This is a genomic window from Sphingobacteriaceae bacterium (assembly GCA_002319075.1).
Taxonomy (GTDB): Bacteria; Bacteroidota; Bacteroidia; order B-17B0; family Aurantibacillaceae; genus Aurantibacillus.
In genome coordinates, this window is record NVQB01000001.1 from 4,861,993 (window position 1) to 4,873,721 (window position 11,729).

12 protein-coding genes and 1 rRNA gene are annotated in these 11,729 nt (G+C 35.6%); 7 read left to right on the plus strand and 6 right to left on the minus strand.

The genetic code is table 11. From position 1 onward, the window contains the following. The first annotated feature begins 159 nt into the window (after nucleotides 1–159). A 5S ribosomal RNA gene (gene rrf / locus CNR22_21050) occupies nucleotides 160–272 on the plus strand. A gap of 425 nt (nucleotides 273–697) precedes the next feature. Here rrf and CNR22_21055 read toward each other — a convergent pair. Together CNR22_21055 and CNR22_21060 are read right to left on the minus strand one after the other, a co-directional pair. Next, complete coding sequence (locus CNR22_21055; protein PBQ34152.1) at nucleotides 698–1,465, minus strand: hypothetical protein; 768 nt, start codon at nucleotides 1,463–1,465, stop codon at nucleotides 698–700. Then, nucleotides 1,462–2,961 carry a hypothetical protein gene (locus CNR22_21060; protein PBQ34153.1) on the minus strand — a complete coding sequence of 500 codons (1,500 nt, stop codon included), beginning with the start codon at nucleotides 2,959–2,961 and terminating at the stop codon, nucleotides 1,462–1,464. Before CNR22_21060 ends, CNR22_21055 begins: the two co-directional genes overlap by 4 nt. Nucleotides 2,962–3,310: 349 nt before the next feature. Here CNR22_21060 and CNR22_21065 point away from each other — a divergent pair, with 349 nt between their 5' ends. From CNR22_21065 to CNR22_21075, 3 genes are all read left to right on the plus strand, one after another. Continuing rightward, nucleotides 3,311–4,366, plus strand: a complete 1,056-nt coding sequence (locus tag CNR22_21065; GenBank protein PBQ34154.1) for a hypothetical protein — start codon at nucleotides 3,311–3,313, stop codon at nucleotides 4,364–4,366. A gap of 245 nt (nucleotides 4,367–4,611) precedes the next feature. After that, nucleotides 4,612–5,172: a hypothetical protein gene (locus CNR22_21070; protein ID PBQ34155.1), complete on the plus strand. Its 561-nt coding sequence runs from the start codon at nucleotides 4,612–4,614 to the stop codon at nucleotides 5,170–5,172. After that, nucleotides 5,162–5,908, plus strand: coding sequence for a hypothetical protein (locus CNR22_21075; GenBank protein ID PBQ34156.1), 747 nt, complete (start codon nucleotides 5,162–5,164; stop codon nucleotides 5,906–5,908). Before CNR22_21070 ends, CNR22_21075 begins: the two co-directional genes overlap by 11 nt. A 102-nt stretch (nucleotides 5,909–6,010) precedes the next feature. Here the strand turns inward: CNR22_21075 and CNR22_21080 are convergent, their stop codons facing one another. Next, nucleotides 6,011–6,337, minus strand: coding sequence for a hypothetical protein (locus CNR22_21080; protein ID PBQ34971.1), 327 nt, complete (start codon nucleotides 6,335–6,337; stop codon nucleotides 6,011–6,013). Between the two features lie 115 nt (nucleotides 6,338–6,452). Next, nucleotides 6,453–7,028: an ACP phosphodiesterase gene (locus tag CNR22_21085; GenBank protein PBQ34157.1), complete on the minus strand. Its 576-nt coding sequence runs from the start codon at nucleotides 7,026–7,028 to the stop codon at nucleotides 6,453–6,455. A 174-nt stretch (nucleotides 7,029–7,202) separates the two neighbouring features. On the opposite strand from CNR22_21085, the gene CNR22_21090 reads away from it, so the two are divergent. The 3 genes from CNR22_21090 to CNR22_21100 are packed head-to-tail and all read left to right on the plus strand — an operon-like array spanning nucleotide 7,203 to nucleotide 9,574. Continuing rightward, nucleotides 7,203–8,366: a hypothetical protein gene (locus CNR22_21090; GenBank protein ID PBQ34158.1), complete on the plus strand. Its 1,164-nt coding sequence runs from the start codon at nucleotides 7,203–7,205 to the stop codon at nucleotides 8,364–8,366. Nucleotides 8,367–8,373: 7 nt separating this feature from the next. Beyond that, the gene (locus CNR22_21095; protein PBQ34159.1) at nucleotides 8,374–8,952 is read left to right on the plus strand and encodes a hypothetical protein; all 579 of its coding nucleotides are present in this window, start codon (nucleotides 8,374–8,376) and stop codon (nucleotides 8,950–8,952) included. Beyond that, nucleotides 8,942–9,574, plus strand: coding sequence for a hypothetical protein (locus CNR22_21100; GenBank protein PBQ34160.1), 633 nt, complete (start codon nucleotides 8,942–8,944; stop codon nucleotides 9,572–9,574). The genes CNR22_21095 and CNR22_21100 overlap by 11 nt, the downstream gene beginning before the upstream one ends. Here the strand turns inward: CNR22_21100 and CNR22_21105 are convergent, their stop codons facing one another. Together CNR22_21105 and CNR22_21110 are read right to left on the minus strand one after the other, a co-directional pair. Next, nucleotides 9,575–10,366 carry a hypothetical protein gene (locus tag CNR22_21105; GenBank protein ID PBQ34161.1) on the minus strand — a complete coding sequence of 264 codons (792 nt, stop codon included), beginning with the start codon at nucleotides 10,364–10,366 and terminating at the stop codon, nucleotides 9,575–9,577. It abuts the gene before it with no gap. Continuing rightward, nucleotides 10,356–11,720: a peptidoglycan synthetase gene (locus CNR22_21110; protein PBQ34162.1), complete on the minus strand. Its 1,365-nt coding sequence runs from the start codon at nucleotides 11,718–11,720 to the stop codon at nucleotides 10,356–10,358. The genes CNR22_21105 and CNR22_21110 overlap by 11 nt, the downstream gene beginning before the upstream one ends. Between the last annotated feature and the right edge of the window lie 9 nt (nucleotides 11,721–11,729).

The following is an 11,729-nucleotide window of genomic DNA, read 5'->3' on the forward strand; positions in this document are numbered from 1 at the left end:
CCTGAAGTGAAAGTTCGCTTTCTACTTCAGGCTGATAATCTTAATTAATCTCTTGTGTCTTTATTCAATATTGTTTTAATTTATTAATTATTACGAGTTGTTTTATGGCGGGTTCTAAACCCAAAATAATTACTAAACAACCCGAAATAATGATCCCTTTATGGCGTCTATTGCGGTGGGGATCACCTCTTCCCATTCCGAACAGAGAAGTTAAGCCCACCTGCGCAGATGGTACTTGGTCTAAAGCCCGGGAGAGTATGTCGATGCCAATTTTAAAGTCAAAAAGCCTTACAGAAATGTAAGGCTTTTTGCGTTTATATAGGTTGCTATAACCTTATTTTAGCACACCCGCAAGCCCCTTAACTAAGCTCAGGCCAATGGATGGTAATTGGTCTAAACCTCAAACTATCCAGCCAGCAGGGTAGGTGAATGCCTCCCTATAACTATCAGCTTTAAGTCAAAAGCCCCACGAGAGTGTAGGGCTTTTTGCGTTTAAATAGGTTGATATAACTTGACCACACCAGTATGCACTCCTGCTAAGCTCAGCCCAATGGATCCTCCTAGCTAGTCTAAACACGTGAGCTACCTGAGGGGGGACTTTAATACATCTTAGCTGTTATTTCCGAAAATAGGCTGGAACCCTTAAAGGACTCATCTAAATTTAGTAACACATGTTTTGTGAACGTCTAATACCCGACTAGCTTATTTCAAAAATATTGATGGCCTTTAAAAGCTCCGTTTTTTTGTTTTTAGACACCGGGATCTTTTTATTGTTTTGCATAATGATATACCCTCCGTTTTCCTTTACATACTTAAAAACAAAGTTCGTATTCACAATGAAGGAATTATGGAGCCGAATAAAATAACTATCTGTTTTGCAAAGCAAAATCTCGTAGTCTTTCAAGGCTTTAGATGATAAAACTTCCTGATTAAGGTTCGATAACATTACTTTTGAATGGTGATCATCAGCTTCTATGCAAACAATGTCTTTTGCGAAAATATACTCTATGCTGTTTTTGGTTGGGACAGAGACTTTGAGCGCCTGGATATTCATTAGATTGAATAGTATGCTTAGATCTAACTTGTGAACAGGTTGTTGGCGTTTGTTTTTTATACGTTCAATGGCTAGCTTAAGTTCTTCAATATTAATAGGTTTTAAAAGATAATCGACAGCTCCATTTTTAAGTGCTTTTAAACCATATTCACTATGCGCTGTTGTAAATACCAGACTGAATTGTTTAAAATGTAAGTTTTCTAAGACTTGAAAGCCATCTAATACAGGCATATTTATATCTAAAAATACTATGTCAGGTTGGTAGTTGTTAATAAAATTAATTCCTTCCAATGCATTGGTGGATGAGGAAATAACTTCTACCTCCTTAATAAATTTTTGAATAATTAAAGTTAAGGCTTTTACGCCATCAAATTCATCATCTATAATTACAGCCCGTAATTGTTCACTCATCGTTTCGGAATTCTAAGTTCTACTAAAGTTCCTTCGTTCTTTCCAATCTTGTTGCGTTTGCTTGTAATGCTTATTGCTCCTTTTATTAGAGTTACTTCCGTTAGAATAGACAGGCGTTGTTTAATGAACTCCAGTGCCATTGAACGTTTTCTGTTTGTCAGCAAGGGCTCATGTTTTTCAGCATTTATACCTACCCCGTTGTCTTCCACTTTACAGGTTATAAATCCAATGTTATCGGTAAACGCAATTGCTAATTTTTTTTCACCTTCCTTGGGTAATAAGCCATGCCAAATCGCATTTTCTATAATAGGCTGAATAAGCATAAATGGAATAAAAACAGCAGCGGGATTTTTCACATCGGAATGAATGGTGTATTCAAATGAATTACCGAAGCGCACTTTCTCAATGTTTATATAGATTTCCAGTATTTCTAATTCTTCTTTTAAACTTATATTATCCGAATCGTAACTTTCTAATATGCGACGGAGCATGACAGAAAATTTACTTAGATAGTCGTTGGCTTTAGAAATGTCTCCTTCCAGAATGATGCGTTGCAAGGAGTTAAGTGTATTGAAAATAAAATGAGGGTTCATTTGTAACCGAATTGCCTTGGTCTCCATTTCGCGAAGACGTGTTTTCAAATCAATCTGTTCATTTTCTTTTTTGAATATTCTTTTCTGACGTTTTACAAAAAACAGAACAATAAAAAAAATACCCAAAGCAGATCCTGTAAAAGCAAAAATCCATTTTAAAACAATCGACGTACGGTTAGGATTGGGCTGTTCGTATAGTTGTTTTACTTCGCTTGAGCTGAGCACACGGTCGTAAATATATATGTCATCTACTAGTCCGTTAAAATAACGGCTGTTTTTTTTGTTAGCGGTATTGCCCACCATCACTGAGTCTCCTTTCAAATAGGCATTTTTAAATGTTTTTACAATGCAGGCCTGCAGAATGCCATCAATATAAAAATGAAGGGAGTCATCGTCAAAAGTCATAATTAAATGGCGCCATTTTCTGAGATCTGTTTCAGATTCTGAAAAAACACATACCTGATTTTGTTGATCCAGACCGGCAGAAGCCGAAAAACGATGCGTATCATAATGATACATCAAACAATAGCCTTCATGAAAATCATCAACACTTGTGTTTTTAGTAAGTATAACCGGATTTACGTCAATACCCTGGCCTCTATAGATAATGTTTTCGATATTGATCCATACTGAAACAGTACCTCTAACCGGTTTTAATTCATCGTCTGTACCCAGGTTGATATAAGATCCAAGCCCTCCATATAAAAAAACAGCGGAGTTTTCATTTCCAAATCTATCGCTTACAAACGATTTGCCAAGCGCTTTAACAGGTTTACCACTTATCTCATTTATTAAACTTTTATTATTGAATGTGAATTTTCCAACTAAATTTTTTTCGTTTTGCGACCAACCGGGATTTATTGCCAATAGAATTAAAAGCCTGGTAAGTAGATACTTTTTCACTGTTTAAGCTGGGTTTAAAAAAATAAATTTAATGGTTTGCAGATACATTACATAATCTATATTTTTTGAATACGTGAAATGCCCTATTTACTTAATAAGTGGTTGTTTATTTTACGCCATGTTTTTTTGTTTTTTTTCCAGCGGAATATTCGCCGTTGATAGGGCTAATAAAACCCTCATCTTTTAAGAGCGTACCGTCTGCTGCCACTTATAAAGTCATTATACATTTGGATGCAACATGAAGTTAAACACCGTAACTCTGATTGTAAGTTTGTAAAAGTTAATTGTATCAATCAACAGCGGAAGCCGAAAAGCGTATAGAGTAGGCTAAATCTTAAATTTCCAACAAATGAAAAAATCTTTAATCTTAATTCTGAGTTTATCAATTAAATTCGGATTTGCACAAGTCACTTCGGGGCTAGTAGCTTGTTATCCCTTGAATTGTAACGCAACAGACATGACATCAAATGCGTTAAACGGCACACTGTATAACAACGTAACCTGCGTACCAGGTCATCTCAGCGCGCCGTTTACTGCCTTACACTTTGGCGGCACAGCTTCAGATTATGTTGAATTACCTGCAGACCCTTTATTTCAAACGAATGTTGTTTCAGTTTCGGGGTGGTATCAGTCTGACGATCTTGGACAAGCCTATCTTGTTTATACAAAAAACAACTGTACTTCCAATTTCGAAGCTTATGCCTTAAATTTCCTGGCGCCCGGCAGCATGGGACCTGGTACCGGCGGTTTTTATGTTTCTAAAGCAGATGGAAGTTGTTCGCGTGTACAGCTTTTTCAAAATGTTACCTCCGCTCATCCAATTCCTGGAGTTGGCGACTGGACCCATGTTGTTTTCTGTATTGATGATAATAATATATCCCTGTATATAAACGGTACGTTGAATAATTCGGTTAGCCATAGTATTACCTGGGACTACGCTTCTCCGATTAAAAGTGTGGTACTCGGAAATACCAACGAGTCCAATTTCACTCAGTCTTTTCTGGGAAGTATAGACAATCTTCGCTTTTATGATAGATGTTTAAGCGCATCGGAAGTAGAGTATTTATATTACAGAGATCCTGCGTGCGATGTTAAAAAAGATATGGAAACTGTTGGTTTAAATAAGTACGGTTTGGGATCGGGTTTAGATGTTCTGAGCCAAAACACTCCTAATCCTTTTAATAATGAAACAACTATAAGTTATTTACTGCCTGCCTCGGTTACTAATGCTAGCATTGATGTGCATGACATGGTGGGTAAAAAAATAGCATCCTATCCACTCGAAATGAGGGGAGAATCGTCAATAAAAATCAGTACCACTGACTTTCCAGCAGGGATCTATATGTATTCTATTGTGGGAGACGGTAAGGTAATGCAATCCAGAAAGATGATCATTACAGACTAACGCTATTAACAGTAACTTACTCACCAGCATCACAAAACCCTTCTTACACAGGTTAGAAGGGTTTTGTGCGTTTATTGAAGTATCGGCTTTTCCAAACCCAGGCGACTATCCTAACATTCGCCCTTAAACGCCAACGCATTTAGCCTGTAGTTTCTCTTTTTTTTGCATAAGTGAATCAGAGGATTATTTGGTATTTTTTAATCGTTATTTTGTTACCAAATTGTGTTATAGTTACTAAGTGGAAGATGGATACTGCAATTAACGAAATACATATCACAGCCGGCTCTCAGCAGGTAATAAAAGAACTCTACGAAGTTTATGCAAAGCGATTATTGGCCTACACCCGCAAAAATTATCATTTAGCCGAAGATGATGCCATGAATCTTGTTTATAAGACAATTTACAGAATGGCTGACGTGAGAGAAAGGTACACTTTCGAAAATGAGCACAAACGCACTGCATTCATTTTTAAAACTCATATAAACTATTTGCGGAACTATTTTAGAGACAACAAATCTTTTGAGACCCGAAATTTTGAGGTAGAGCTGAAAGATTTTGTGCTGGTTGGTGAGGAGCAGCAGGCTTCTGTAAATCCAAAATTAAGTGTGCTTCAGAATTTACTGGATGAAATGGAAGATTGGGAAAGAATGCTGTTGCTTATGCGTGGACAAAATATGCCTTACAGTGAAATAGGAAAGTTTGTAAATAAACCAGAGAAACAATTGAAAGTTTATTATGCAAGGCTTAAAAAAAAGTTACTGGATGATATGAATGATATTTTAAATAAAAGTACCAATGAAAAGTAAACATTCCAGACATATAACAGAAGATGAGCTGGATAACTTATTGAGAGAATCTTTTCTGAGTCTTGATTTTGAGACTAATCTGAAAAATAAGGAAGTTTTGTCTGCTGTTGGTCAGAGAACTTTATCGAAAAAAAACAGATTTAATTTCTTTACTTCTTACCGGCTTAATTTGGTGTTTTTGATTTTTTCGCTGTTGATCTGCCTCACGTGTTTTTATCACTATGCGCAAGGTTTTCCAATTGCAAAAGTAGAAACCGTTCAGAGTTTAAAAATCATAAAGGCTTCAGAAATTAAGAAGGTAAAACCCACCTCGATATCAAAGGTTGTTATTCCATTGAAAATAGAAGCTTCTAGCAATACCACAAAGAAACGGAATCAAAAAAATAAGACAATAAAACAACATAAAAAAACAGCATCAGCTAGTGTTTTAAAACAGAAACTTACCGCGGATAGTTTATCGAGATTAGAGGAAGTAAGTGTTTCTCGAAGATCTAAAGATAGTTTATCGACGGTTATGAAGACCGATTCTTTAAAGGCTGTGCGTGAAAATCAATCTAAGACTGCCTTAATAGCTAAAAATAAAACAACGAAATCACAAAAATCGATGAGGCAGCCTACACCTGAGATAAAAGTCAGGACTAAAAAAATGGGTACTAGCAGGTTGTTTAAAAAAGATGGCACATTTCGTATGAAAGGTGGAAGATACGGGAAGTCGAAACATCCTTACCATCGTTAGTCTTTAGAGTTTTAAACCCTCTGTTTCTAAAACATAAGGCGGAGGCTGATGAATAACAATGAAGATAAAAAATAAAGGCTCAAACACTGAGCCTTAAATGAGTTACTGGGTTTTATCCTCTTCCTGCGCTTCTTTATCGTCGCCACCAAGACTATAAAAGTTGTTTTCTTCGTCCTCGCTGCCAATGTTTTCCTGTACATCATCTAATTCAGAACCCGGGATATCAAGATCTTCACCAGACATATCTTTCATATTTCCCTTATGATTTGGAGCATCGTGATCTGAAATAGATGTTTTTTTATGCAAAGTTTCAGGATCAAGATCAGTTTCTTTATCGTTATTATAAATGTCTTCGTTTGAAGGCTTTGAAGGATAGCCAGGAAATTCTTCTTTAGATTTACCGGAATTGGTTGTTTCTTCTTTTTTCATGATAGTCTTTATTCTAATTGTAACTAAACAGATGTCAGGCGCCTTAGTCTCTGCAATTCTATAAGGATAAAGGGTATTGAGAGATTTATATTCGACGTGTTGAGTAAAATAATTCTCAGGAAGACGCTTTAAACTCCTTAAAAACATCTTTAAAAAAAGCGTCAAAATTACTCTGAAGTTCATTTTCATACTCCTTAAAAAGTTTAATAGAGTTATCGAGCTGAACGGGATGTTTAATTCGGTGTGAAAGGTGATTCAGAACGGTTTGTATTCCTTCAATTTTGGAGTAGGAGTGATAAATGTCGTTTTGAATAACGTATTCTAAAAATCTATTGCTGCTTTTTGGAAGAAGATGTTGATTGTCTGAATAAACCTTGTAAACCTTTTTTGAGAATTCTGCAAGTGAAACATTTGAATAGCTGGAGAAGTCTTTTGCCAGAAAATAGTCGAAATAAATATCAATCAAGATGCCACTGTATTTTTCGAAACCGTCATAAAAAACACGTTTGCTTTTTTTAAATTCGGGGTGCTCATCGGTAAATGAATCGATTTTACGGTGGAGTAAAACTCCTTCAATAACTTTTTGCGAAAGGCCTGTAAAGTTGTTGCCCCGCAAATGATCTGCAATGAAATTTCCTATTAAAAGATCTTCGTCATTGTTCGATAGAAAAGCGTGAGCGAGGTAGTTCATCTTGCTAAATTAAGAAATTTACACTTATTGTTTTAGCTTCTGAAAGTGTATTGTCTTAAGCCAAAAAAATATAATTATGTCGCTTTTCGGGATTTATAAAAAAGGCATAAAAAAAAAATCACGACTTTGAACTTACTTTCTTTTTACGCGTATAAGATAAAAACAAGTATTCTCATGAAAACTTTACTCCTCTTTAGTTGCTCCTTATTTTCCCTTATAGGGTTTTCGCAAAAATCTGAGAAAATATTTGGAAATGCCCGACAGCACAAATCCATAGGTTATTACAAAGAGCAGTCAGCTGCCTGGGAAAGGGAACTGGAAAAGAATCCAAAAGATGCAGCTGCCTGGTATAATTATTACTACGCAAACAGAAACATTCTTTTTAATGATACAGTTAGTAATCGTAGTCCGAAAGAAAAAAGTGATCTGTTAAATAGCATCGTTGATAAGATGGGCAAAGCCGTTCCGGAAAGTTATGAGTACAATATCGCGAAGTGGCAGATAGGTGGAAATGATCCGAAATTTTTACCCTATTTAAAAAAGGCTATCGAGATAGGAGAAGGGCGGACAGAACACCTCGACTATATGATTAATCAAGGAGAATTGACAAGGAATATAAAAGATCGCGAGATTTATTCTCAGAAAAAGTTCGAGGCAGGGCAATTTTCAACAGGCGTTATTTATTATAACTACAATGTTTTAATGGGGTTGAGGGAAAATGCAATTCTAATAACATCTGGCGACAACGACACCTATCCTATCTGGTATTTGCAATCACAAGGTATTCGAAAAGACGTTACAGTTATTAATATGTACCTGGTTCAGTTAGATGATTATCGCGAAAAACTCTTTCAGGAATTAGGCCTTACAAAATGGGAGAAACCTGCCGGTTCGAAAGTAGCAGACGCGGATCACGAGCATGATAGAAATACGATTATTACACACATCGCTTCTAACTCCAAAAACTATCCATTGTACCTGGCTCTTACCACAGCTTGTGACGATAAGTATACCAAAGCAATCCAGGAAAAACTTTATCTAACAGGGCTGGCTTACTTGTACAGTAAAGAACCCATAGATAACATTGCCCTTTTGAAAAATAATGTGGAGCATCAATACGCGTTTGATTATCTAGACAAACCTTTTTATCATGAGATATCTCCTGACATCGTAAAAATGGTAAATGGAAATTATATAGTGCCCTTACTGACACTTTATGATCACTATAAACTTGCCGGAGAAAATTTAAAAAGCGAATGGACAAAATCAAAACTACTCACAATAAGTAAAGGAACAGACAATGAAGTTGAAATAATTAAACATTTACAAGCTCAGTAAGTTCTTGATGTTTAAATTCAATAAACACGATAAAGTTAACAGTAGTGATGAAGAACTCATGCTACAACTCACGGATGGCGACCGGCAAGCCTTTGAGACGCTTTATGACAGATATTTTAATAAATTAGTTTGGTTTGCCAAAGGATTTGTCGACGAAACAAATAGGGCAGAGGATCTTGTGCAGGATGTTTTTATAAAGGTTATTGAAAATCCTGATTTGTTTGATCAATCAAAAAAATTCTCAACCTGGATTTATGTGGTTACGTCTAACCGTTGTAAACAGGTTCTTAGAGATGAAAAGAACCGTTTAAGAATCTTACAAGAAAATGTATTTCCTTATGTTGAAAAAACAAGCAGGTTTATGGGATTTTCAGACTTTAATTTGTTGAAAGAGAAGATACAAAAAGTCTATATTAACTTCACCGAAAAGGAAAAAAATATTTACACCCTGCGATTTGAACAGGAACTAAGCATTAAGGAAATTGCTGAAATACTCGAATTACCGGAAGGCTCAATTAAATCAGGCATCTATTATCTACTAAAAAAATTAGCTCATCATTTAAAAGACTTTACACATGAATATTAATTTTGAAAAAACGCCCAATACTGTTTTTGATTGGGCTGAAAAATTGTCGTACACCGAATTAAGTAATTTACAGAAAAAGCAAGTTTTGCTTTATATGTCTGAAGAAGATTATACGGGGATTTATGAAACTTCAAAAGGGGTCAAAATTTTATTGAAAAGGGCTCCGGAAGTAGCCAATACTGGCAGGAAAAACGCCCTTCTCAATCATTTTGATGTAAATTATTCACGCAAAAAGCAAGCAAGGTTTAAAACTATAATTGCCTGGCAAGCGGCAGCAGTCATCTTAATGCTAATATCAGGCTGGTTATTTTACCGTGTTTTTGATCTTCAAAAAGCAGATTCTGTTTTGCAGGTAGCTAGTACAGATACGGTTTACGTGACTAAAGAAATCAGCGCTGAACCAGAACATATTCATGATACTGTTTATCTTTATAAAGAATCCGCAAAATCTGCGTTCAAAGAAAATTCGGTTATAGATTCATCGCAATCTGCCATTTCGGGGAAGTTAAATACCTTGGAGTCTTTGCCAGTAGTAGAGCAGAAAAATGTGTCTGGATTACCTAAAGGTAATAGCATGAAAGATGATAGTCTTTTAAAAAAATTTGGATTTGTAGCGATGTAGTTAGTTGATGGTTACTAATGACGCGTAATTAAGAGTAGCAAATTTAACCTTGAAAGATTTATTTATTTTTGATGGTCCGAAAATTCTAATAGAACTGGTTAAAATGCTTCCAAGGTCTTCAGTTTGATAAGTGTCAGTTCCATTTCCGGTTAAGATCGGGTAAATGCCTCTGAGCACCGCTTTAACCTGATAGTCTGTGCGTTCGTCTATCAAAGGAAAGGTTACTTTAAACGGATCATTCTTATTTAAGAGATAATGGAATTGGGTAAATGTTGAGACTTTTTTTAAGGTATCAGAATTTCTATACAGACTGCAATCAATTACGATGGTGTAGTTTTTATTCAGGTAATCTGCGGGAATATTCCAATCAGAAAAATTAAAGGTTACATCTGCAGCAGCTTGCATGCCGCAATACACCTGTTGTGTAAACGTTCTTTCCACCTTACGGTACGTTGTTGTGATAGAAACGGCGTAAATGCCTTTTGCTTTAAAAATATGTTTCGGACTTAGTTCGTTCGAGCTGGTTCCATCGCCGAAATCCCAACTGATTTTATCATAGATCTTAGAACAATTTTCAAAGTATACAGAATCTCCTTCCTGAATAAATAAGTCAGAAGCTTTATAACTGGCACTAGGTTCTGAAAAATTTTCGATTTCGGTTTTCCAATCCATTCTTTTCACTTCCTTTTTACAGGAAATTGAAAAAATAATACAGAATGCAAGAAGTGCAGTAGTAAAAGTTACTTTCATTGGCAGGTGTGTTTGCCAAATATATAAAATTTTAAATAACAAGTTCTTTTGCCAGACTGTTAAAATCTACACCGTCAAAATTACCGCTACTCATCATCAATAAAACGGAGTCGTTCCATTTTTTAGATTTCAGATAATCTGTAACATCTGAACTTTTAGTAAACACTTCAAGATCTTTTCTGTTAAAACAAGCATGTACCTGCTCAGGAGTAATTTCTTTAAGTTTTTTATGGGCTATGGTGTGCGGATTAAAATAAACTATTGCTTCGTCAGCCAAATTCATAGAGTCTTTGTACTGTGCTAAAAACTCTTCGTTCAAACTACTAAATGTATGAAGTTCCATACATGCAATAATTTTACGCTTTGTGAATTGTTTTTTCACAGCGTCAGTCGTAGCTTTTAGCTTGGAAGGAGAATGAGCAAAATCTTTGTAGAAATTAAAGGTATCTTTTTTGTATACTAATTCTAGACGCTTTGCCGCACCCTTAAAAGATTGTATAGCTTCGTAAAATTGAGTATTTAAAATTCCGATCTTGTTACAAACGAGGCGCGCTCCGTTTAAGTTCATTAAATTATGATTACCAAAAATTTGCAAAGGAATTTTTTGTTCGTTTACAAGCAAATACGTAGTGCCATCAATAATCTCGTGGTTTGGAACAGAGTAAGGCATCTTGTCAATTTTTGAGTTTGTGGTAGTTTTGCAAACATCCTCCAGCACTTTGTCCTCTGAGCAATAAATCAAACTTCCATTTGGTTCAATAAGATTGATAAACTTTTTAAACTGATCAACATATATTTCAAAAGTTGGAAATACATTGATATGATCCCAGGCTATGCCACTTAAAATTGCAATATTTGGTTTGTAAAGGTGAAATTTTGGACGACGGTCGATAGGTGATGCAAGATATTCGTCGCCCTCAATTACGGCGTATTGTGAAGTATTTGTTAAGTTCACCATGGTATTAAAGCCCTCCAATTGAGCTCCTACCAGATAATCTGTTTCAATCTTTAAATAATTCATTACATGAAGAATCATAGCTGTAATAGTGGTTTTGCCATGACTTCCACCAATAACGATTCTGGTTTTTGTTTTTGTAGCCTCGTAAATGTATTCTGGATAAGAATAAATTTTTAGTCCCATTTGTCTTGCGCGAATTAATTCAGGGTTGTCTTCACGGGCATGCATTCCTAAAATTACTGCATTTAAATCGCCCTTGATTTTATCCGGGAACCAGCCTATTTCTTCAGGAAGAATACCTGCTTTAGCCAGCCTGCTTTTACTTGGTTCATTAATTTCATCGTCACTTCCTGTTACCTCAAATCCTTTTTCGTGAAGAGCCAGAGCCATATTGTGCATAGCGCTTCCACCGATGGCAATCAAATGTACTTTATTCATTTCTTAAAA

Excerpts from the sequence above, each read along its gene's own strand:
- CNR22_21095 (PBQ34159.1), top strand. The coding sequence starts at position 8,374 with ATGTTTAAATTCAATAAACACGATAAAGTTAACAGTAGTGATGAAGAA.
- CNR22_21100 (PBQ34160.1), top strand. The coding sequence starts at position 8,942 with ATGAATATTAATTTTGAAAAAACGCCCAATACTGTTTTTGATTGGGCT.
- CNR22_21065 (PBQ34154.1), top strand. The coding sequence starts at position 3,311 with ATGAAAAAATCTTTAATCTTAATTCTGAGTTTATCAATTAAATTCGGA.
- CNR22_21075 (PBQ34156.1), top strand. The coding sequence starts at position 5,162 with ATGAAAAGTAAACATTCCAGACATATAACAGAAGATGAGCTGGATAAC.
- CNR22_21090 (PBQ34158.1), top strand. The coding sequence starts at position 7,203 with ATGAAAACTTTACTCCTCTTTAGTTGCTCCTTATTTTCCCTTATAGGG.
- CNR22_21110 (PBQ34162.1), bottom strand. The coding sequence starts at position 11,720 with ATGAATAAAGTACATTTGATTGCCATCGGTGGAAGCGCTATGCACAAT.
- CNR22_21085 (PBQ34157.1), bottom strand. The coding sequence starts at position 7,028 with ATGAACTACCTCGCTCACGCTTTTCTATCGAACAATGACGAAGATCTT.
- CNR22_21055 (PBQ34152.1), bottom strand. The coding sequence starts at position 1,465 with ATGAGTGAACAATTACGGGCTGTAATTATAGATGATGAATTTGATGGC.
- CNR22_21080 (PBQ34971.1), bottom strand. The coding sequence starts at position 6,337 with ATGAAAAAAGAAGAAACAACCAATTCCGGTAAATCTAAAGAAGAATTT.
- CNR22_21070 (PBQ34155.1), top strand. The coding sequence starts at position 4,612 with ATGGATACTGCAATTAACGAAATACATATCACAGCCGGCTCTCAGCAG.